This window comes from Streptomyces sp. NPDC000880 (assembly GCF_053599675.1).
This window is the reverse complement of the sequence record NZ_JBSFMS010000033.1, coordinates 38,026-59,344: the sequence shown is the minus strand read 5'-3', so window position 1 is coordinate 59,344 and position 21,319 is coordinate 38,026. Positions and strand designations below refer to the sequence as shown.

Here is a 21,319-nt window from a genome sequence, read left to right as displayed (position 1 = left end):
AGCGCCGATGGTACTGCAGGGGGGACCCTGTGGGAGAGTAGGACGCCGCCGAACATTTTTTAGCCTCAGTCCCCGGACCTGTCCGGGGACTGAGGCATTTTTGCGTTTGAGCCGCGTTGCTCAGAGGTGCGCAGCGCAGCCAGTATCGGGAGATGGACTATGTCATTCGGCCCGTGCGCGCCGAGGAGTGGGCGAAGGCCCGGGAGATCCGGCTTGCCTCCCTGCGTGATCCCGCCGCGCCCATCGCCTTCCTGGAGACCTACGAGCAGGCCGCTGAGCGGCCCGACGGGTTTTGGCAGGAGCGCACGTCCAGAGCCGCCGAGGGGGTCGTGGGGCGGCAGTTCATCGCCGAGGCGACGGACGGGCAGTGGGCGGGCACGGTCACCGTGCTGGTCGAGCGGCCGGCGGGCGAGGTGCGGTTCGGGGAGGCGGCGAAGGTCGACCAGACGCATGTGGTCGCGGTGTTCGTACGACCCGAGGCGCGTGGCGCGGGTGTGGCGGAGGCGCTGTTCCGGGCGGCCATGGAGTGGTCGTGGGGGTTGACCGGGCCGCCGGTGAAGCGGGTGCGGCTGTATGTGCACGAGCGCAATGCGCGGGCCGCGGCGTTCTACCGGAGGATGGGGTTCGTTGCGAGCGGGGACTCCGTGCCCGTGCCGGGTGATTCCGCGGCGCGGGAGCTGGAACTCGAGGTTCTGCGGTAGGGGGCTTCAGGGCGGTCTTTGCTACTGGCCGAGTGGCTCGGGCCAGCGGGCGCGCGCCTGTTCGGCGGAGCGGAGCAGGACCAGGGTCGGCAGTCCCTGGTTCTGACCGGTTGCCAGCAGCTCCGGAAGCCGGGGAAGCGGAGCCACGGCGGCGACGTCGTCGAGGACGAGCGTCATTGGTGGGTCGAGCCGACCGTCGGATGACCGTGCGGCCATGCGGCGGCCGTGCTCGACCACGTCTGAGGCCAGTGCGGTGAGCAGAGGCATTGCGCCGGGGTGGGTTCGGGGGTCCTCAATGGGCTCCCCCACCAGGTAAAGCGTGCCCCCTTCGTCGATAAAAGATTCCAGGGTGAGCGAATCTGTTCGGTTCGGGGTGCAGGCCTCGCGGATGTGGATCGAGGAGAGGGCGGAGAGGGCGCGTACCACCAACTGCTGGGCGATCTCGCGGCGTTCGGGGTGCGCGGTGAGCGCGGACTCGAGAAGGCCGGCGAATCCGGCGGTGGCCTTGGGGTGCGTACGGAGGATGCGTACGGCGTCGTGGGCGCCGCCGCCGAGGGCCCAGCGGTGGAGCTGTTTGAACGGGTGTCCGTCCACGGCGGCGGCGTGCAGCCAGCAGCGCAGGAGCGTTTCGGCGGTGTCGGCCATGGCGGCGTCGAGGAGGGCGCGGGGGCGTACGGGGGCGAGGAGGGCGGTGGCGCGTGCCTGAGCGGTGGCGGGGTCTTCGCAGTGTGCGGTGGGGGACCAGTGGAGGCGGGCGGGGGTGTCGCAGAGGTGCCCGGGGTCGTAGACGAGGACGGGGCCGAGCTTGGCCCGGGCGTCCTTTGTCCCGGCCCACACGGTGGGGTCGGAGGTGACGACGAGGGCGGGACCGTCGGCGTCGAGGACGGCCTGAACGGTGGTGGGGCGACGGGTGGCGGGGTCGCCGTAGAGGAGGCGGGGAGTTCGGGGAGCGGAGACGGGGGTTTCCCACCCGCCTGCCCCCTGCCCCGCAAGGGGATTGGGGCCCGTGGGCCCGGGGGACGGGTGCGCGGCTGCGAGGCTGCCCGCGGGGGTTGCCCACCTGCCCGCCTCTTCAACCGGCTGCGCGGCGTTCGGACCTGCGGCTTCGCCGTGGACCGTGCCGGCCGTCGGCCGGTCGGCGGGGGTGCTCTCCCGTCCGCCCGCGCCCCCTGCCGCGAGTGGATTGGAGCCTGCGGCCCCTGCGGGGGTGGCTTCCCAGCCGCCTGTGGTCTGGCCTGCGACCTGCGGTTGGCGGCGGCCGTTACCCGGCTGCGCCGGGTCGGGGCCGGGTGTGGGGTCCTGCCCGCCCGCCCCCTGTTTCGTAAGGGGGTTGGGGGCTGCGGCTGTGACACTGCCTGCGGGGGGTCCTTCAACCGGCTGTGCGAGGTTCGGGCCTGCGTCCTCGCCGTGGCCCGCCGGGCTGGTTTTTTCCCACCCGCCCGCCGCGGGTGCGGTCGGAGTGTCCCAGCTGCCCGTGGCCTGTCCCTCGCGCCGGTTGGGTCCCGCCCCGAAGCGCCTGCCCGACGCAGCAGCGCGCCCCTTCACCGCCCTGCCCGGCACTTGTCCCGCGCGGACCGCTCGCCAGCGGGCCAGCGTGCCCAGGGTGAATACCGTCAGGACCACCAGCACCATCAGCTCGCCGATCGCCAGGCCCCAGAACAGGCCGTAGCCCGAAAGCTCCGCCGGCGGCGTCTGTGGCCACGCCGCCGGGAGATCGTGCGGGTCCGACGCCAGAGCGCGCATCGCCAGCGGCGTGCTGGTGAATGTGACGCCCTTCGGCCACGCGCCGTGCGCCAGTACGCCCGCCAGACCCGTCGCCGTCCAGACCAGCAGTGTCAGGCCGAGCAGAAAGCCGAGCAGGCCCACCAACAGGCCGTCCGGGATCCCGCGTTCGTCCTCGGGCTGGTGGTGACGGGGACGCATGTCATGCCACCGTCGACTCGGAGGACGCGCCCAGCTGCTGCTGCTCGATCAGGGCCGCGCGCTGCTCCGCCTCCCACTCCGCGGCCGCTACGTCCTCGGGCAGCGCGGGCCCCGAGGATTCCGTCATCGCCCGGTCCGTGAAGACCAGTGGCCTCTCCGCCTCCGTCACCAGGTGTTTGACCACCTGGACATTGCCGTTGACGTCCCAGACCGCGATGCCGGGGGTGAGCGTAGGGATGATCTCGACCGCCCAACGCGGCAGGCCGAGCACCCGTCCCGTCGCTCTCGCCTCGTCCGCCTTCTGTGCGTAGATCGTTCGCGTCGACGCCATCTTCAGGATCGCCGCCGCCTCCCGAGCCGCCGCGCCGTCGACCACGTCCGAAAGGTGGTGGACCACGGCCACGAAGGAAAGGCCAAGGCGGCGGCCGAACTTCAGCAGGCGCTGGAAGAGCTGGGCGACAAACGGGCTGTTGATGATGTGCCAGGCCTCCTCGACCAGGAAGATCCTTTTCTTCCGGTCGGGACGGATCCAGGTGTGCTCCAGCCACACACCCACGATCGCCATCAGGATCGGCATGGCGATGGAGTTGCGGTCGATGTGGGAGAGATCGAAAACGATCAGAGGCGCGTCGAGGTCGATTCCGACCGTCGTCGGGCCGTCGAACATGCCCCGCAGGTCACCGTCGACCAGCCGGTCCAGCACCAGCGCCACGTCCAGACCCCACGCGCGTACGTCGTCTATGTCGACATTCATCGCCACGGCCGACTCCGGCTCGGGGTGCCGCAGCTGGTCCACGATGTCCGTCAGCACCGGCTGCCGGTCGAGGATCGTCTCGTTGACGTACGCATGCGCCACCTTCAGCGCGAAGCCGGACCGCTCGTCCAGGCCGTGCCCCATCGCGACCTCGATGATGGTCCTCAAGAGCGCGAGCTGGCCGGTCGTGGTGATCGCCGGGTCCAGCGGGTTCAACCGGATCCCGCCGTCCAGCGCTGTCATCGGGTCGAGCCGGATGGGAGTTATCCCCATTTCCTGGGCGACGAGATTCCACTCGCCGACCCCGTCCTCGCCCTGCGCGTCCAGCACCACCACCTGGCGGTCGCGGAAGCGCAACTGCCGCAGCACGTACGTCTTCTCCAGCGCCGACTTGCCGTTCCCGGACTCGCCGAGCACCAGCCAGTGAGGCGCCGGCAGCTGCTGGCCGTACAGCTGGAAGGGATCGTAGATGTAGCCCTTTCCGCTGTACACCTCGCGGCCGATGATCACGCCCGAGTCGCCGAGGCCCGGCGCGGCGGTGGGCAGGTAGACGGCCTGTGCCTGGCCCGTGGACGTACGCACCGGAAGTCGGGTCGTCTCCACCTTCCCGAACAGGAAGGAGGTGAAGGCATCCGTGAAGACGGACAGTGGATCTCGCATGGCGGACTGCCCTCTCGTCAGCGTCGGATGCCGGTCGCGAACGGCAAGGTGTTCACAAAGGCACGGTGGTGCTCGCGGTCGCACCACTCCAGCTTCAGATACGACTTGCCGGCCGAGGCCCTGATCGTCCGCTTGTCGCGGGCCAACGCCTCCGGCGACCGCGAAGACACTGTGATGTACCCGACAAGGTTCACCCCCGCCGCACCGCTGGCGAGATCTTCACCCCTCTGGTCGAGTCGCCCGTGGGCCGCGATGTCGCGCGGGTCGACGGTCCGGTTCATCTTGGCGGCGCGGCTGGCGTCCGCCTCGTCGTTGGTCTTCTCGGTCAGCATTCGCTCGATGGCGACCTCGGTGGGCTCCAGGTCCATGCAGACCGCGACCGTACGGATCACATCGGGGGTGTGGACGAGCAGCGGCGCCAGGAAGTTGACGCCGACCGGGGTCATCGGCCACTCCTTCACCCAGGCGGTGGAGTGGCACCAGGGCGCGCGGGTGGACGACTCGCGGGTCTTCGCCTGGAGGTAGGTGGGCTCCATGGCGTCCAGCTCGGCGGGCCAGGCGTTGCGTTTCGTCATCGCCTGGATGTGGTCGATGGGGTGGTCGGGGTCGTACATCGAGTGCACGAGGGAGGCGAGCCTGCCCTGGCCGAGCGGCTGGCGGACCCGGATGTCGGCCTCGGCGAGGCGCGCGCAGATGTCCGTGAGCTCGCGGGCCATGACGACGGCGAGGCCCGTGTCCTTGTCGAGCTTCCGCGACTTCGAACCTGTGGCGTGGCGGGCGGCGCGCGCCATGGCGTGCGCCTCGGCGGCCAGCTCGCGGGTGTAGTGCATACAGGCGACGAGGTACGCGCGGTGCTGCTCGCTGGAGGTGGAGACCATCGACTGGAGCTGGTCGTACGAGTCGCGCAGCCAGCCGGGCGACTGCTGGTCGCCGCGCTGGGCGACGTCCTTGGCGTGCGCGTCGGGGTCGGCAGGCAGCGTACGGGCCAGAATCTGAAGGCGGGTCACAAAGCCGTCGCCGTTGGCCACATGCTTCAGCAGCGTGCCGAAGCGGTCGACGAGGGCCTCCTGGTCCTCGCTGTCGCGCAGTCCGACGCCCGGGCCCTCGATCTCGATGGCGGCGGTGACCGTACGGCGGTCGGCGTGCAGCAGTACGGCGATCTCGTCCGGGCCGAAGGGGGCCGCGAGCCAGTTGATCCGGCCGATGCCCGGGGGCGGGCCGACCTCGATCTCACGGCCGTCGAGCCGGGTGCCGGCCTCGGCGGCGGGGGAGTGGTAGACGGTGCCGCTGCGCAGGGTGCGCTTGTAACTGCGGTTGATCTCGAACCACTTGTAGAAGGTGCGGTGTTTGTACGGGACGTACACGGCGGCGAGGGCGAGGAGCGGGAAGCCCATCAGCAGCACGATCCGCAGGGACAGGACGGGGACCAGCAGCCCGCTCATCATGCCGAGGAACGCGCCGGCGATGATCAGCGCGATCTCGCCGGTCTCGCGGTTCTTGCCGACGATCGCGTTCGGCCGGGCCCGGCCGATGAGATACGTACGGCGGGGCGTGATCGGTTGGGACTGGGTCGTCAACGCCCTCCACCTCCTGTGGTCTTGCGGTTGCTGTGCGGGGTGCTGGTGCCGGGTGTGCTGCTACGGGGTGGGGGCGCGGCGGGGGCAGATCCCCCGCCCGCTCCGGGGTTGCGGCTGCTGTGCGCGGCGACGCCTCCGCTGAGAGGGTTGGCCGGGCGTGGGGCGCTGCCGTTGCTGTCGCCGCCGCCCTGGTTGCCGCGGCTGCTGTGGGTCTTGATGCCTTGCGAGACGAGGGCGGCGGGGGAGCTGATGACGGCGGCTGCGGCGTTCTCGGCGCCGTTCTGCAGGCGGTTGTTGCGGGAGGCGGCGATCTCATCGCCGAAGCCGGGGACGAAGCGGTAGATCATCGCGGAGGCGAAGATGGCGAGCAGGATGATCGCGAGTCCGGAGACGACGGCGGAGAAGGAGTCGGGGCCCTTGTCCGCGGAGAGGGCGCCGGCGAGTCCGAGGACGATGACGATGACCGGCTTGACCAGGATGACGGCGATCATGATCCCGGCCCAGCGGCGTACGTGCCCCCACATGTTCTTGTCGACGAGTCCGGCGTAGACGACGACGCCGAGGAGGGCGCCGACGTAGAGGAGGACGGCGCGGATGAAGAGCTCGAGGTAGAGCACGCCGGCGGCGAGGATCGTGACGAGCGAGACGACGATCAGCATGATCGGCCCGCCGCCGATGTCGGTGCCCTTTTTGAGGGCGGCGGAGAAGTTCCCGAAGAACATGTCCGTCTGCCCGCTGGTGCCGCCGGCGATGACGTCGGTGACGCCGTCGGTGGCGGAGACGAGGGTGTAGAGGATGAGGGGAGTGAAGGCGGAGGCGAGGACGGTGAGCCAGAGGAAGCCGATGGCTTCGGAGATGGCGGTGGTGAGGGGGACGCCGCGGATGGCGCGCTTGGCGACGGCGAGGAGCCAGAGGACGAGGGTGAGGATCGTGGCGGCGGCGAAGACGATGGCGTACTGGGAGAGGAAGGCGGTGTTGGTGAAGTCGACGGTGGCGGTGGACTTCACGGCTTTGGAGAGGGTGTCGACGGTCCAGACGGCGGCGTCGGCGCAGCCGCGGGCGAGGGATGCGAGGGGGTCCAGGGCGGTGGTGGGGTCGGGAGGACCGGTGCGGGTTGCGCCGCCGGGGGCGCCGTTGTTGCAGTACTCCTTGGCCGGTCCGATCAAGAGGTCGCACGGGTCGTTGCTCTTGGTCGGCGTCGGCGTCGGAGTGGGCGCAGCGGCCGCACGCGTGGCGAAGAGAAAGACCGCAGTGTGAACGGCCGTCAGCGTGGCGATGGCCGCGCCGGCTCGGGAGCGAGGACTACCTGGCATACGTGAAGCCTCCGTACTCCTCAACAGCCTTGCTGATCTCGTCCGAGCTGGAGGCCGCGATGTCGCCAGGGATGGGGGCAGGGCCGTCCTGCTGGGAGTCGGTGATGATCTTCCAGTCGTTGCTGGCCCATTGCAGATCGAAGGTCCAGGTCTTCCACGTGGTGCTCACCGGGTCGGTGGAACCAGGGCCGGCCATGCCGATCAGGCCCGTGTACCAGATCGACACCCTGGCGCTGTCTCCGGTGAAGCTCACCACCTTGGTGCCGACGGGGATCGTGCGGGATACGAAGGTGCTGCCTGCGGGCGGGTTGCCGTTGGCGTCAAGACCGAGCTTCTTCAGGAAGGCGGGGGAGTACGCGGCGTCCTGCGGCCCCTTCAGCTTGGCCGCTGCCGCGGGAGCGTAGACAGTGTCGACGATTGCGTGCCGACTGGCAGCCTTGAACATGCCGTCAGAGCCGAGCGCAACGGCATAGTTGGAGGCCGCGCTCTGCGCACCCTGCTCGTCCTTCGCGAACCCCGACGGAATCGCCCCGTTCTTTCCCGTCACCGGCCGCACCCCGGTCGCCGCCGTCGGTGCCGTCCCCGTGCCCTTGGCGTCGGTCGTTGACGGGGTGCCGTTGCCCCCGCCCTGGTTCGCGAACGCGATAGCCGCGATCAGCAGCACTACGACGCCCACCACCGCGATCAGGGAGCGTGAGCTCCGCACTGGTCTGCGCGCGCCGCCGTAGACGTCCGTGTCGCCGCCGCCCGGCAGGCGCGTCCGCGTCTGGCCCGAGCCGCCGAAGCCCTCGTCCGTGCGGCCGCCCGGCTCGCCGCCGTAGCCGTGCTCGTCACCGAGGCTCATCTCGCGTACGCCCCCTCAACCATTCGCAGTTCCGCGCCGTACGACACGTAGTACGACGGTAGTCGTGCTGCTTCCCGCGCGGGCGCGGTGTTGGTGACTCGACATCAGGGAGACGCAACCTCAAAGGGTGGGCCGGGCACGCTCGGAGAGGACGGACGGTCAGACAGCCATCCCGTACACGATGGTGAACAAGGTCCCCAGTGACCCGATGATGAAGACGCCGGTCAGCCCGGCGACGATCAGGCCCTTGCCCTGCTCGGCGCTGAAGGTGTCGCGGAGTGCCGTCGCGCCGATGCGCTGTTTGGCCGCGCCCCAGATTGCGATGCCGAGGCAGAGGAGGATGGCAATGGCCATCACCACCTCGACCATCACTCGGGCCTCGTTCCCCAGGCTCCCGAAAGGCCCCCAGTTCGGGGCGATTCCACCGATGATGGTGGTGATGTCGCCTTTTCCGGCTGCCAGGATCATGTAACTCACCGCCCCTGTTGGGTTGTTCAGTGCCCCTGCCCCTCGGCACGGGCCGTCGTTCTATCTTCGCTGATGAAGTCGTCCGCGTAAGCCGACTTGGCGGGTCTCTTTACCCGATCTCCGCACGTATGACCGATCCCACCGTCCTGACCTGCGGCGGCACGGATCGGGACAGCGCGATGAGCGCCTATGGCCACTTTGTGTATCACGGGAGTGACTCCGGGAAATGACTGTAGCGAGGGGACGCTACGGCGCGTCGCGCGCTCCCACGCCGCCCCGAGGCCGCGGTGGGGTTGGGGGAGAGTGTGCGGACGGCGGGGCCGATCGTTCGCCTTCATTCCAACACCGGCCGTGATGAGGCGAGTTGGATTCCGCCGAGTTGGATATCTTGGACCGTGTGACCGACAACGCGCACTTACAGGCCAGGATCGACACCACGCGCCCCCACACCGCCCGTATCTGGAACTACTGGACCGGCGGCAAGGACAACTACCTCGTCGACCGCGAAGCCGGGGACCAGATTCGCAGGCTCCACCCCGGCATCGGTGACTACGCCCTCGCCGACCGGCTGTTCCTGGGCCGGGCCGTGCATCATCTGGCGGCGGATGTCGGCATCCGGCAGTCCTCGACATCGGGACCGGGCTGCCCAGTGCCAACAACACCCATGAGGTGGCTCAGCGGTCGGCGCCCGAGGCGCGGATCGTGTACGTGGACAACGACCCTCTTGTCCTCGCGCAGGCCCGCGCCCTGCTCGTCAGTACGCCCGAGGGGCGGACCGACTACCTCGATGCCGATCTGCGCGACGTCGACAGCGTCCTGGAACGCGCTGCCGGCACGCTCGACTTCTCGCAGCCCGTCGCGCTGATGCTGCTCGGAGTGGTGATCTTCGTCGAGGACGACGAGGAGTCGTACGGAATCGTCCGCCGCCTCATGGACGCACTGCCCGCCGGCAGTCATCTCGTTCTCTCCCACACCATCACCAGCCCGGCGATGCCCGATGTGGACGCCGCCGTCGCCTTCTGGAACGAGCACGGCACACCCCGGCTCACCCAGCGCACCCCGCAGCAACTCACCCGGTACTTCGACGGGCTCGACATGCTGGAGCCCGGTCTGGTGTCGTGTTCGCGCTGGCGGCCGGAGGCAACCGGTGGGGAAGAACCGGACGAGGTCGCCATGTTCGGCGGCGTCGGACGCAAGTCGTAGAACGTAAGCCGCGGAACGCAAACCGTCGGCGAGCGGGCTGGGACGCGGCCCGGATGGGAGAGGGTTGAGGGCGTGCGAAAAGTCTGGATGGCCAGTGGAGTCGGGATCGGGCTCTGCCTGAGCTTCGTCGCGCTGCTTGTCGTCGGGACCTACTCCGCGGCCGCCGGGCTCATGGGCGGTGCGAACGGCAGCGGCGGGCGGGCTGTCGGGCTTGCCAAGGGGGCCGTGCCCGCGCTCTATCAGCCGCTCGTACAGAAGTGGGGCAACCTCTGCCCGGCCATCAACCCCGCGCTGCTCGCCGCCCAGCTGTACCAGGAGAGTGGCTGGAACCCCAGGGCGCAGAGCCCGGCCGCGGCCCAGGGCATCGCGCAGTTCATCCCCGGCACCTGGGCGACGCACGGCGTGGACGGGGACAACGACGGGGACCGCGACGTCTGGGATCCGGCAGACGCGATTCCGTCTGCTGCCTCTTACGACTGTGAATTGGCCGGATACGTCAAAAAGGCGCCCGGCGACCCGACCGACAACATGCTCGCGGCGTACAACGCGGGCGCGTACGCCGTCATCAAGTACGGCGGCGTCCCTCCGTACCGCGAGACGCAGAACTACGTGAAGGTCATCCGCACCCTGGAGAAGAGCTTCGCTCAGCCGGTCGGAAGGGTCGAGCCGTCGCGGCAGGCGGCCGGCGCGATCTACTTCGCGCAGCAGAGGCTCGGCACGAAGTACCTGTGGGGCGGCAACGGCACTCCTGAGCAGGGCGGACGTTTCGACTGTTCAGGGCTGACCCAGGCCGCGTACCGGACGGTGGGCATCGAGCTGCCGCGGGTCGCGAACGATCAGTACAACGCCGGTCCGCATCCCTCGCGCGGCGAGCTGCTCCCGGGTGATCTGGTCTTCTTCTCCGACGACCTCACCAATTCGCGGGCCATCCGGCACGTCGGGCTCTATGTCGGTGGCGGATACATGATCAACGCGCCGTACACCGGAGCCGTGATCCGCTTCGACAAGATCGACACCCCGGATTACTTCGGCGCGACGAGAGTCACCAAGGATGGCGCGAATGCGCTGCCCACGCACCTCCCGGAAGCGTGATGAAGCGTCGTACGTGGCCGGAACTCTCCGCTAAGCCAAGGCCCTGAGCTGCGACGACGTGTCACTCTTCGATAACGTCATGGTGATCGTTCGGTGGAGAGTGGAACGTACAGAGGGAACAGGCCGTTCCCTGGACTGGGACAGCCGCACTGACCATGCAGCAGACACAGTAATGACCACGGGGGTTGGTAGAGGCGGCGCACTCGGCAGGTGCGCCGCGCCAGGCGACAAGGCAAGGGGCCGCAGCAGATGGCTGGACTCGCGTCGGACGGTTTGAACCCCGATCTCAGCCTGCTCCACGACATCAACGGTCTGGCCAAGGACACCCCGTCGTGGTTCGACCGCACCATGGAGTTCACCGGCGAGTACGGGATCATGCTCGCGATGGTCCTGGTGGTGCTCTTGTGCGGGTGGAGCGTGCGCCGGCGCGGCACCGCCGAGGATTCGGTCGTGGCGGTCGCCGGACTGATCTGGGCGCCGCTGGCCGCCGGGATCGCGTTGCTGGTCAACATCCCGATCCGCGGTTTCGTGGAGCGACCGCGGCCGTTCGTCGACCACCGGGGCATCGAGGTTCTGGTGGCCGGCAAGACCGACTACTCCTTCGTCAGCGACCACGCCACGATGGCGATGGCGCTCGCGGCCGGACTCTTCGTCGCACACCGGAAGTTCGGCTTCGCCGCGATCGGTCTGGCGCTGGCTGAGGGCTTCTGCCGGGTCTACACGGGCGTGCACTACCCCACCGACGTGGTCGGCGGCTTCGCGCTCGGCACTGCGGTGGCCCTGCTGCTCGCGCCCCTCGCGCTGGCGCTCCTTACGCCGGTGGTGTCGGCGGCCGCAGGATCGGACCGGATCGGCCGCCTCGTACGGTCGAAGCGGGTGCCCGCTGCCGGTTCGGCGGACCGGCACGAGACGCTCGACATCCCGGAGCCGAGGATCGAAGGGTCCGGGGCCGGGGAGAGCGATCTCGCGGCCTGACCGACGGGACGCGCGACCCCCGCTGCGACGGGGCCGCAGGGGTCCCGCGACCCGCACGCCCTACAGCGCCTGCGGGAAGTTGAAGAGCCTGTCCGGGTCGTACTGCTTCTTCAGCCGGGTGAGGCGGTCCGCGGCGGGCCCGTAGTAGGCCCGGCGCCAGTCGGTCAGCGTGGGGTCGACGTAGTTCTGGTAGGCGGCCCCGGACGCGTAGCGGCGCATCGACGCATGGGCGTCCTTCAGCCAGGCCTGCTGGGCGGAGCCCGGGGTACCGGGACGCCACGCTCCGATGTACTGGGCGAGCACCCTGGAACGCCGGTGCACGAACGACGTCGCCAGCGGGTCCACCCGGTTGATCGCCCCGCCGAGTGCGGTCAGCGCGATGGAGCCGCCGCCCCCGCCCCGGCCGGGCGCGATCCGGGTGAACGCCTCGGTCGCGGTGATCAGAGTGCGCAGCCCGGCCGGTGAGAGCTCGCGGTCGAAGAAGTCGGAGGCCGCCGCGTACGTCTCACGCTGGAGCGCGCCCTGTTTGGTACGGCCCGGAGTGGTGCCGGGCAGATGGCACTGGGCCTGGCTGAGAGTGGAGCAGTTCGCGTAACCGAGCATCGCGTCCTGGTAGCTGCGGCGGCGCACCGAGACCGAGCGGGCGGGCGAGCCGGCCCGGTCGGCGAGGCGGTCGAGTGCGTTGCGCAGGTCGCTCTCGCTGCCGAGTGAGAACGCTGCGAGCGAGAGCGTGGGCGTGCGGCCGCCGGGACCGGCCGCGAGATGCGCCGACGACCAGATCTCGTCCGGCTGGGCAGGTCCCCACTTCTGCCAGGCGGCGAGGACGGCCGCGGCCTTGGACCAGGGCCAGCTGAGGTATGCGGTGACGGACGGCGGCGTGGGTTGCGTACGGAAACGGAGCCGGGTCACCACGCCGAAGTTGCCGTTGCCCGCGCCGCGCAGCGCCCAGAACAGCTCCTTGTTCTCCTTCGCGCTCGCGGTCAGCACCTTGCCGTCGGCCGTGACGATGGTCGCGGCGATGAGGCTGTCGCAGGCCAGACCGTACGCACGGGAGGTGACGCCGTGCCCGCCGCCGAGGGTGAGCCCGGACACGCCGACCGAGGGGCAGGAGCCCGCGGGGATGGTGCGGCCGCTGCGGGCGAGGGCGTCGTACACGTCGATCAGCTTGGCGCCCGCGCCTATGGAGCCGTCGGGAGCGACGCGGTTCAGGGCGGACACGTCGATGACGAGCCGGCCGTTGCCGGATGACCAACCGGCGTAGGAGTGTCCGCCGTTGCGGATGGAGACAGGCGTGCGGTGGGCCCTGGCGTAGGCCAGGCACTCCTTGACGTCGTCCTCGCCCGCGACGTAGGCGACGGCCGCGGGCTTCAGCGAGTCGAACCGGGTGTTGTAGAGCTGCCGCGCGGTCGGGTACGCGGCGTCCCCGGGGCGTACGAGCTTCCCTTCGAGCCCGCGCGCGAGGGCGTTCCAGTCGGGCGCGGCGGCAGCGGAGGCGGTCGCCGGTCTCCCTTGCGAGGCGCTGCGGGTGGGTGTGGTCGTGGGGGCCGCGGTCGATCCGTCGCCGCCGTTGCCTGTGCAGGCAGCGGCGGTCAGAGCAACAGCGGTGGTGAGCAGCGCGCGCCGGTCCATGGGGCCTCCTGGAGGACGAGACGGCTGCGCGGTGTGGGGGGTTCCGGGCGCGGGTGGTTTTTCGCGGCCGGTGACGCGGTCGGGGACGCGGCCCGTGACTCGGCCGGGGGATGCGCCGGGGTACGCGTCAGCGCCCCTCCACGAGGGCTGACGTGTGCAAACCGGCGTCCGTGCGCGCCCGTTCGCGGGAGCGGCGAGCCGGTCCGGTCCAGCCGCAGGAGCAGTGGGCGACGGCGAACGAGCCGCACTCCGTGGTGGAGGTGTGGTGGAGGGCCGGGGCATCGCCGGGTAGGGCTTGCTGAGGCACCTCTCCACACTACTGGGCGCCGGTGCCGCATCGGGCACGGGCAGCGGCGTGACGAGGGGACCGGGCTGTCGTTATGCGGAGCGGGTGGGCGTCTCGTACAAGCAGCGGTCCCGTGTTGGGGGTTGGCAGGCGATGGTGGTGCAGCAGCACAGGCGCAGGGGCGGGGCTTTCGCCGTCGCGGCCGCCGTGATGGGGGTGGTGGCGACCAGCGGCTGCTCCGGCGGTGGGGGCGCCGTCGCCGACGACCGGCAGGGCGGCGGCCAGGCCGGTGAGGCGCGGGCCGACGAGGTGCGCAAGGCCGCGGATGTGCTCGCCGAGGCGAGGAGTTCCAAGGCCCGTACATCCATGGAGACGGCCACCGGCGGGACCCGGGTGACCATCCGGGGCGAGGGCGGCTACGACTTCGTGCGGCGGATGGGGCAGCTCACCGTCGTCCTGCCGAAGGGACCGGCAGGCGCGGAGGAGCACCGTCCGGTCACCGAACTGCTGGCCCCCGGCGCGCTGTACATGAAGAACCGCGGCGCGGGCGTGCCCGTGGACAAGTGGGTACGGGTCGACACAACCACCCTCGAGGACGGGAACCTGGTCACCGGCGGCGCCACCGATCCGCTCGCCGCCGCCGAACTGCTGCGCAGTGCGCGGGACGTGACGTACGTCGGCGAGGAGAAGCTCGCCGGGACGAAGGTGCGCCACTACCGAGGCATCACGGACATCGCCCAGGCCGCACGGGTCGCCGAACCGCATGCGCGCGCCGCGCTGGCCGCCGCGGCGAAAGGGTTCGCCAAGGACACCGTGCCGTTCGACGCGTATCTCGACGACGAGGGCCGGCTGCGCAAAGTGCGCCACCGCTTCAGCTTCACCAATGAAACCGGCACGGTCGCCGTCACCTCGACCACGCTGTTGTACGACTTCGGGACGCCGGTCGCCGTGCGACTGCCCGACCAACGGGACATTTACGCAGGGAAGATCAGGGCCTAAATGGTCCGGACGTGCCATGCGCAGTCCGTGCATCACTCCCTACGCTAGGAAGTCGATCCGGTAGGAAGAGGTGAATGCACGTGGCTCCTCCCAGTACGACGACCGTCCAGGACCACGTGGCCCTCGCCGAGATCGAGCTGTGTGGCGAGTTGATCATCGCGGCGTCGGCTGCGGACGAGGAACGGCTCAGCCCGGACCGTATCGACGAGGTGCTGAAGGTGGCAGCCGAACGGTCTGCGCTCACCAGGCCGGAATGACCCGGCCGGAATGACCCGGCCGGAATGACCGGGCACGGGGCGCGGTCGGGACGTCAGGTACGAAGAAGGCGGGCGATCGCCTTCGTCGCCTCCTCGACCTTCGCGTCGATCTCCTCGCCGCCCTTGACCGCCGCATCGGCGACGCAGTGCCGCAGATGCTCCTCGAGCAGCTGGAGCGCGAAGGACTGCAGCGCTTTGGTGGACGCGGAGACCTGCGTGAGTATGTCGATGCAGTACACGTCCTCGTCGACCATCCGCTGCAGCCCGCGGATCTGGCCCTCGATCCGGCGCAGCCGCTTGAGGTGCTCGTCCTTCTGCTTGTGGTAGCCGTGCACGCCGTGGTCGTGGTCCGTGACCGGGGGGCCGGCCGCCTCGGTGGTCGTCATCGCGTCCTCCCGCTGTCCACAGGGGTGTGGATACCCCTCATGGGTATATCGTAACGAATCGTGCCGGATCGGGACCGGGGGCCCGTGCTGATCACGCTGGTTGATGGGCGACACTGAAGAACGCCGGTTAGCCGTGGCCAGATGATGCGCTTAGCATCAGCCTGACCGAATCCAGAGCACCCCGAGGACCCCACGTGCGCTTTCGTCTGACCCCCAGGGAGACGAGCTTCTATGACATGTTTGCCGCATCCGCGGACAACATCGTCACGGGCTCCAAGCTCCTGATGGAACTGCTCGGAGCGGATTCCTCCGGCCGGGCCGAGATCGCGGAGCGGATGCGGGCAGCGGAGCACGCGGGAGACGATGCCACGCATGCGATCTTCCACCAGCTGAACTCCTCTTTCATCACGCCGTTCGACCGCGAGGACATCTACAAACTCGCTTCGTCGCTCGACGACATCATGGACTTCATGGAGGAGGCCGTCGACCTGGTCGTGCTGTATCAGGTCGAGGACCTGCCCAAGGGGGTGGAGCAGCAGATCGAGGTTCTGGCGCGGGCGGCCGAGCTGACGGCGGAGGCCATGCCGCATCTGCGGACCATGGACAACCTCACCGAGTACTGGATCGAGGTCAACCGCCTCGAGAACCAGGCCGACCAGATTCACCGCAAGCTCCTTGCGACGCTCTTCAACGGTAAGTACGACGCCATCGAGGTGCTCAAGCTCAAGCAGATCGTGGATGTGCTGGAAGAGGCCGCGGACGCCTTCGAGCATGTTGCGAACACCGTGGAGACCATCGCGGTCAAGGAGTCCTGAGCTTCGTGGACACCTTTGCGCTGATCGTGACCATTGGTGTCGCGCTCGGATTCACGTACACCAACGGCTTTCACGACTCCGCGAACGCGATCGCGACCTCGGTCTCCACGCGCGCGCTGACGCCGCGCGCGGCGCTGGCGATGGCCGCGGTGATGAACCTCGCCGGGGCCTTCCTGGGTCAGGGCGTCGCCAAGACCGTCAGCGAGGGGCTCATCGAGACGCCCCAGGGCTCGCGGGGCATGGGCATCCTCTTCGCGGCGCTGGTCGGCGCGATCGTATGGAACCTGGTCACCTGGTACTTCGGACTGCCGTCGTCCTCCTCCCATGCGCTGTTCGGCGGCATGGTGGGCGCGGCGCTGGCGGGCGGGACCGAGGTCATCTGGACCGGTGTGCTCGAGAAGATCGTCATCCCGATGTTCGTCTCGCCGGTCGTCGGTCTGGTCTGCGGCTATCTGGTGATGGTCGCGATCATGTGGATGTTCCGGAGGTCCAATCCGGCCAAGGCCAAGCGCGGCTTCCGTATAGCGCAGACGGTCTCGGCGGCGGCCATGGCGCTCGGCCACGGTCTGCAGGACGCGCAGAAGACGATGGGCATCGTGGTGATGGCGCTGGTCATCGCCGATGTGGAGAACCAGGGCGACGCGATTCCGGTCTGGGTCAAGATCGCCTGCGCGATGATGCTCTCGCTCGGTACGTACGCGGGTGGGTGGCGCATCATGCGGACGCTCGGGCGCAAGATCATCGAACTGGATCCGCCGCAGGGGTTCGCGGCGGAGACGACGGGGGCGTCGATCATGTTCGGCTCGGCGTACCTGTTCCATGCGCCGATCTCGACGACGCATGTGATCACCTCGGCGATTATGGGTGTGGGGGCGACGAAGCGGGTGAACGCGGTCCGCTGGGGCGTCGCCAAGAACATTGTCATGGGGTGGTTCATCACGATGCCGGCGGCCGCGGCTGTCGCTGCGCTGAGCTATGGCGTGGTCTACCTGGTCTTCGGCTGACGGCCGGGACAGTTCCCGCCCGCCCCGGACCCGGCTCCTCAATCTCCCCCAGGCTTCGTCCGGGGGATCCCCACGGGGCTGAGACGTCCGGAAAAAAACTAGCGGGCCCGCCCCCCTGGGAGAGGGGGCGGGCCCTTCGCCTTGCGGTGGCACCGCCATGCAGCACCGCAGGACGTCTATGGGGTCCGGCCTAGCCGAAGCGGCCGGAGATGTAGTCCTCGGTCGCCTGCACCGACGGGTTCGCGAAGATCCGCTCCGTCTCGTCGATCTCGATCAGCCTGCCGGGCTGACCGACCGCCGACAGGTTGAAGAACGCCGTACGGTCCGAGACGCGCGCCGCCTGCTGCATGTTGTGCGTCACGATGACGATCGTGAAGCGCTCCTTCAGCTCACCGATCAGGTCCTCGATCGCAAGCGTCGAGATCGGGTCCAGCGCCGAGCACGGCTCGTCCATCAGCAGCACGTCAGGCGCGACCGCGATCGCGCGGGCGATGCACAGACGCTGCTGCTGGCCGCCGGAGAGGCTGGATCCGGGCTTGTTCAGCCGGTCCTTGACCTCGTTCCAGAGGTTCGCGCCCTTGAGGGACTTCTCGACGACCTCTGCCAGCTGGTTCTTCTTGTACGAGCCGTTCAGCCGCAGGCCCGCCGCGACATTGTCGAAGATCGACATCGTCGGGAAGGGGTTCGGCCGCTGGAAGACCATGCCGACCGTACGGCGTACGGCGACGGGGTCCACGGCGGAGCCGTACAGGTTCTCGTCGTCCAGCATCACCTTGCCTTCGACGCGGCCACCGGGGGTGACCTCGTGCATCCGGTTCAGGGTGCGCAGGAAGGTGGACTTGCCGCAGCCGGACGGGCCGATGAAGGCCGTCACGGAGCGGGGCTCCACGGTCATCGAGATGTCCTCGATCGCCTTGTGGGAGCCGTAGAACGCAGACAGGCCGCTGACGTCGATGCGCTTGGCCATGTGAATCACTTCGCTTTCAGATTCAGAAGGCCGCGGTCAGCGACCGGTCTTCGGGGCCTTCCAGCGGGCGATGCCGCGGGCCACCAGGTTGAGGATCATGACGAAGGCGATCAGGACCAGGGCGGCGGCCCAGGCGCGGTCGTACGACGCCTCGCTGCCGACCCGGTACTGCTCCCAGATGTAGAGGGGGAGCGAGGACTGCGGTCCTTCGAACGGGTTGCTGTTGATCAGCTGGGCGCCGAAGACCAGCAGCATGATCGGCGCGGTCTCACCGGCGATACGCGCGATGGCGAGCATGACACCGGTGGTGATTCCGCCGAGCGCGGTCGGGATGACCACCTTCAGGATCGTGCGGTACTTCGGCACGCCGAGGGCCAGCGACGCTTCGCGCAGCTCGTTCGGGACGAGCTTGAGCATCTCCTCGGTGGAGCGGACCACGACCGGGATCATCAGGATCGCCAGCGCCAGCGCGCCCATAAGGCCGGACGGCTGCAGCCCCAGGATGAGCATGATCGAGAGAATGAACAGACCCGCGACGATCGACGGGATGCCCGTCATGACGTCGACGAAGAAGGTGACGGCCTTGGCCAGCGCGCCCTTGCCGTACTCCACCAGGTAGATCGCGGTCAGCAGGCCGATCGGCACGGAGATGACGGTGGCGATGCCGACCTGCTCGAGGGTGCCGATGATGGCGTGGTAGACGCCACCGCCCGGCTCGAAGCCCGGGACGCCGGCCATCGAGTGGCTGAGGAAGTAGCCGTCGAGCACCTTGACACCACGGCTGACGGTCACCCAGATCAGCGAGAACAGCGGGACCACGGCGAGGACGAAGCACACCCAGACGACGCTGGTGGCGAGCCGGTCCTTGGCCTGGCGCTTGTTCTCGACGGCCGAGGTCACGACGTACGAGATGACCACGAAGCAGAGGGCCGAGATCAGGCCCCACTGAACGCGGCTCTCCCAGCCGGCCACGACGCCGATGCCGACGCCGAGGGCGAGGGAGACGATCGCGAATCCGATGGGAGCCCAGCGGGGGAGCACCCGGCTGCTGAGGCTTCCCTGGCGGGAGGGGGGCGTCGGAGTGGGCCTGTCCTTTATGGCTGTCTGGCTCATGCGTTGGCCCCCGAGTACTCCTTGCGGCGGGCGATGATCATGCGGGCCGCGCCGTTGACCAGCAGGGTGAGGATGAAGAGGACGAGACCGGAGGCGATCAGGGCGTCGCGCCCGAGCTCATTGGCCTCGTCGAACTTCGCGGCGATGTTCTGGGCGAAGGTTCCGCCGCCCGGGTTGAGCAGATGCAGGGAGATCAGGAAGCTCGGGGAGAGGACCGTGGCGACGGCCATCGTCTCGCCGAGCGCGCGGCCGAGGCCCAGCATCGAGGCGGAGATCACGCCGGAGCGGCCGAAGGGGATCACCGACATCCGGATGACCTCCCAGCGGGTGGCTCCCAGGGCGAGGGCGGCCTCTTCGTTCATCCGCGGGACCTGCAGGAAGACTTCGCGGCTGACGCTGGTCACGATCGGCAGGATCATGATCGCCAGCAGAATGCCCACGGTGAACAGCGAGCGGGCGACACCGACTTCGGTCTTCTCGAAGATGTACGTCCAGCCGAAGAATTCGTCCAGCCAGAGGTTGAGGCCTTCGAGGTACGGGACCAGGAAGAGGGCGCCCCAGATGCCGTAGATGATCGACGGCACGGCGGCCAGCAGATCGACGACGTAGGCGATGGGGGCGGCGAGCCTGCGCGGCGCGTAGTGCGAGATGAACAGCGCGATGCCGACAGCGATCGGTACGGCGATCACCATCGCGACGATCGAGCTGACCACGGTGCCGAAGAGGAGGACCGCGATGCCGAAGACCGGCGGGTTGCCCGCCGGGTTCCAGTCGAAGGTGGTGAGGAAGTTGCCCTCGTCCTTCGAGATGGCGAGCGCGGCGCGGTAGCTGAGGAACACGGCGATCGACGCCATGATCACCAGGAGCAGAATGCCCGACCCGCGGGACAGGCCGAGGAAGACCTTGTCGCCGGCGCGGCCGGTGGATGTGCTCTTCCTGGTGACCGGCGGAGCCGGTGCTGGAGGAGGGGAGTCTATGGGTGTGGTGGAAGCCATGATCTTTCCGGTCTGTGGTGGGGAGCGGCAGGACTCCCCTGGCGGCGGTGCACCGGATGGGTTGACCGGCGGGGGCGGATGGGCCCCCGCCGGTCTGTTTCGTTGTTAGCTCAGACCCGCGACGATCTCGCGGACCTTGGTGTTGATCTCGGCCGGAATCGGGGCGTAACCGGCGTCCGAGAGGACCTTCTGGCCCTCGTCGCTCGCGGTGTAGGTCAGGAAGGACTTGACCGTGCCCAGGGTGTCGGCCTTGTTGCCGCTGTCGCAGACGATCTCGTAGGTCACCAGGACGATCGGGTAGGCACCGTCGGCCTTGGTGGCGTAGTCGAGACCGAGGGCCAGGTCCTTGCCGGTGCCCTTGACCTTGGCGGCGGCAATGGCCTTCGAGGCGTTCGCGGAGGTGGCCTCGACCGGGGCGGCAGCACCGGTGTCGATCTTCACGGTCGGGATGGACTGCGAGGTCGCGTAGGAGAGCTCGAAGTAACCGATCGCGCCTTCGGCCTGCTTGACCTGCGCGGCGACGCCGGCGGAGCCGGACGCGGCCTGGCCACCGGGGGCCGGCCACTTCTTGTCGTCCGGGTAGGGCCAGTCGGCCTTGGCGGTGGCGCCCAGGTACTTGCCGAGGTTCTGCGTGGTGCCGGAGTCCTCGGAGCGGTGGAAGGCCTGGATCGCCGTGTTCGGGAGCTTGGCGCCCTGGTTCAGCTTGGCGATCGCCGGGTCGTTCCAGTTCTTGATCTTGCCGTTGAAGATCTTGGCGATGGTCGAGGCGTCCAGGTTCAGGCTGTCCACGCCCGGCAGGTTGTAGCCGATGGCGATGGGGCCGCCGACCATGGGCAGGTTGATGCCCTGGCCGCTCTTGCAGACCTTCTTCGACTCGGCGACCTCTTCGGGCTTGAGCGCCGAGTCGGAGCCGGCGAAGCCGACCGTGCCCTGGTTGAAGGCGATGATGCCCTCACCGGACGAAGAGGACTTGTAGTTGACTTCCACGCCCGAGCACGCGGCCATGTAGTTCTTGACCCAGAGGTCCATGGCGTTCTTCTGCGCGCTGGAGCCGGACGCAAGGAGCTTGCCCTTGGCGCCGTCGCACTTGATGTTCGAAGCGGCGTTCGTTGCGCTGCCGGTGCCGCCGGTACCGCCCGCGTTGTTGTCCGAACCACACGCCGTGAGGACCAGGGCGCCGGAAATGGCGAGGGCGCCGAGCGCGGTGGCGCGAAGCCCGTTCTTGCGCTGAAGCTTCACTTTCGGGTGTTCCTTCCAAGAGCCGCCGGGACGCTGACTGATGTCTGACACGTTCTATGGCGGCGTGTGTCGGGGTGGAGGGACCGGCACTGCACCGGTCACCATGTAAGCCCGAAATT

General features: G+C 68.9%; 19 protein-coding genes and 1 pseudogene. 8 read left to right on the top strand and 12 right to left on the bottom strand.

Going from position 1 to position 21,319, the window contains the following annotated elements:
• Positions 1-152 precede the first annotated feature (152 nt).
• Complete coding sequence (locus tag ACWDO5_RS14175) at positions 153-701, top strand: GNAT family N-acetyltransferase (protein ID WP_450530553.1); 549 nt, start codon at positions 153-155, stop codon at positions 699-701.
• Between the two features lie 21 nt (positions 702-722).
• Here ACWDO5_RS14175 and ACWDO5_RS14170 read toward each other — a convergent pair whose 3' ends face one another.
• The 6 genes from ACWDO5_RS14170 to ACWDO5_RS14145 all read right to left on the bottom strand — a co-directional run bounded on the left by ACWDO5_RS14170 (position 723) and on the right by ACWDO5_RS14145 (position 8,240).
• A complete protein-coding gene (locus tag ACWDO5_RS14170) occupies positions 723-2,624 on the bottom strand; it encodes a type VI secretion protein (protein ID WP_450530552.1) in 1,902 nt (633 codons plus the stop codon).
• A gap of 1 nt (position 2,625) precedes the next feature.
• Complete coding sequence (locus ACWDO5_RS14165) at positions 2,626-4,038, bottom strand: ATP-binding protein (RefSeq protein ID WP_450530551.1); 1,413 nt, start codon at positions 4,036-4,038, stop codon at positions 2,626-2,628.
• Between the two features lie 17 nt (positions 4,039-4,055).
• Positions 4,056-5,615: an SCO6880 family protein gene (locus tag ACWDO5_RS14160; protein WP_450530550.1), complete on the bottom strand. Its 1,560-nt coding sequence runs from the start codon at positions 5,613-5,615 to the stop codon at positions 4,056-4,058.
• Complete coding sequence (locus ACWDO5_RS14155; RefSeq protein WP_450530549.1) at positions 5,612-6,928, bottom strand: hypothetical protein; 1,317 nt, start codon at positions 6,926-6,928, stop codon at positions 5,612-5,614. Before ACWDO5_RS14155 ends, ACWDO5_RS14160 begins: the two co-directional genes overlap by 4 nt.
• The gene (locus tag ACWDO5_RS14150) at positions 6,918-7,772 is read right to left on the bottom strand and encodes a hypothetical protein (RefSeq protein ID WP_450530548.1); all 855 of its coding nucleotides are present in this window, start codon (positions 7,770-7,772) and stop codon (positions 6,918-6,920) included. The genes ACWDO5_RS14155 and ACWDO5_RS14150 overlap by 11 nt, the downstream gene beginning before the upstream one ends.
• Before the next feature lie 159 nt (positions 7,773-7,931).
• Positions 7,932-8,240 (bottom strand): hypothetical protein, encoded by a 309-nt coding sequence (locus ACWDO5_RS14145; protein ID WP_450530555.1) that lies wholly within the window; start codon positions 8,238-8,240, stop codon positions 7,932-7,934.
• Between the two features lie 397 nt (positions 8,241-8,637).
• Between ACWDO5_RS14145 and ACWDO5_RS14140 the strand changes: the two are divergent.
• The 3 genes and pseudogenes from ACWDO5_RS14140 to ACWDO5_RS14130 all read left to right on the top strand — a co-directional run bounded on the left by ACWDO5_RS14140 (position 8,638) and on the right by ACWDO5_RS14130 (position 11,510).
• Positions 8,638-9,443 (top strand): annotated as a pseudogene (locus tag ACWDO5_RS14140) (SAM-dependent methyltransferase).
• 87 nt (positions 9,444-9,530) lie between these two features.
• Positions 9,531-10,535, top strand: a complete 1,005-nt coding sequence (locus tag ACWDO5_RS14135) for a C40 family peptidase (RefSeq protein WP_450530547.1) — start codon at positions 9,531-9,533, stop codon at positions 10,533-10,535.
• Between the two features lie 249 nt (positions 10,536-10,784).
• Positions 10,785-11,510 (top strand): phosphatase PAP2 family protein, encoded by a 726-nt coding sequence (locus tag ACWDO5_RS14130; protein ID WP_450530546.1) that lies wholly within the window; start codon positions 10,785-10,787, stop codon positions 11,508-11,510.
• A 60-nt stretch (positions 11,511-11,570) separates the two neighbouring features.
• Here the strand turns inward: ACWDO5_RS14130 and ACWDO5_RS14125 are convergent, their stop codons facing one another.
• Entirely contained in the window at positions 11,571-13,139 is a 1,569-nt protein-coding gene (locus ACWDO5_RS14125) for an FAD-binding oxidoreductase (RefSeq protein WP_450530545.1), read from the bottom strand.
• A 439-nt stretch (positions 13,140-13,578) separates the two neighbouring features.
• On the opposite strand from ACWDO5_RS14125, the gene ACWDO5_RS14120 reads away from it, so the two are divergent.
• Positions 13,579-14,424 carry a hypothetical protein gene (locus tag ACWDO5_RS14120; protein WP_450530554.1) on the top strand — a complete coding sequence of 282 codons (846 nt, stop codon included), beginning with the start codon at positions 13,579-13,581 and terminating at the stop codon, positions 14,422-14,424.
• 74 nt (positions 14,425-14,498) lie between these two features.
• Positions 14,499-14,681, top strand: coding sequence for a hypothetical protein (locus ACWDO5_RS14115; protein WP_450530544.1), 183 nt, complete (start codon positions 14,499-14,501; stop codon positions 14,679-14,681).
• Between the two features lie 53 nt (positions 14,682-14,734).
• On the opposite strand, the gene ACWDO5_RS14110 is transcribed toward ACWDO5_RS14115, so the two are convergent.
• A complete protein-coding gene (locus ACWDO5_RS14110; RefSeq protein WP_251017580.1) occupies positions 14,735-15,067 on the bottom strand; it encodes a metal-sensitive transcriptional regulator in 333 nt (110 codons plus the stop codon).
• Between the two features lie 194 nt (positions 15,068-15,261).
• On the opposite strand from ACWDO5_RS14110, the gene ACWDO5_RS14105 reads away from it, so the two are divergent.
• Positions 15,262-15,882, top strand: a complete 621-nt coding sequence (locus ACWDO5_RS14105) for a DUF47 domain-containing protein (protein WP_450530543.1) — start codon at positions 15,262-15,264, stop codon at positions 15,880-15,882.
• 5 nt (positions 15,883-15,887) lie between these two features.
• The gene (locus ACWDO5_RS14100; RefSeq protein ID WP_450530542.1) at positions 15,888-16,886 is read left to right on the top strand and encodes an anion permease; all 999 of its coding nucleotides are present in this window, start codon (positions 15,888-15,890) and stop codon (positions 16,884-16,886) included.
• Positions 16,887-17,076: 190 nt separating this feature from the next.
• Here the strand turns inward: ACWDO5_RS14100 and pstB are convergent, their stop codons facing one another.
• The 4 genes from pstB to pstS form a co-directional block, all read right to left on the bottom strand.
• Entirely contained in the window at positions 17,077-17,853 is a 777-nt protein-coding gene (gene pstB, locus ACWDO5_RS14095; RefSeq protein ID WP_450530541.1) for a phosphate ABC transporter ATP-binding protein PstB, read from the bottom strand.
• Positions 17,854-17,889: 36 nt separating this feature from the next.
• On the bottom strand, positions 17,890-18,966 hold the full coding sequence (gene pstA, locus ACWDO5_RS14090) for a phosphate ABC transporter permease PstA (protein ID WP_450530540.1): 1,077 nt from the start codon (positions 18,964-18,966) through the stop codon (positions 17,890-17,892).
• Positions 18,963-19,961 (bottom strand): phosphate ABC transporter permease subunit PstC, encoded by a 999-nt coding sequence (gene pstC / locus ACWDO5_RS14085; RefSeq protein WP_450530539.1) that lies wholly within the window; start codon positions 19,959-19,961, stop codon positions 18,963-18,965. Before pstC ends, pstA begins: the two co-directional genes overlap by 4 nt.
• Positions 19,962-20,066: 105 nt before the next feature.
• Positions 20,067-21,200: a phosphate ABC transporter substrate-binding protein PstS gene (gene pstS, locus ACWDO5_RS14080; RefSeq protein ID WP_450530538.1), complete on the bottom strand. Its 1,134-nt coding sequence runs from the start codon at positions 21,198-21,200 to the stop codon at positions 20,067-20,069.
• Between the last annotated feature and the right edge of the window lie 119 nt (positions 21,201-21,319).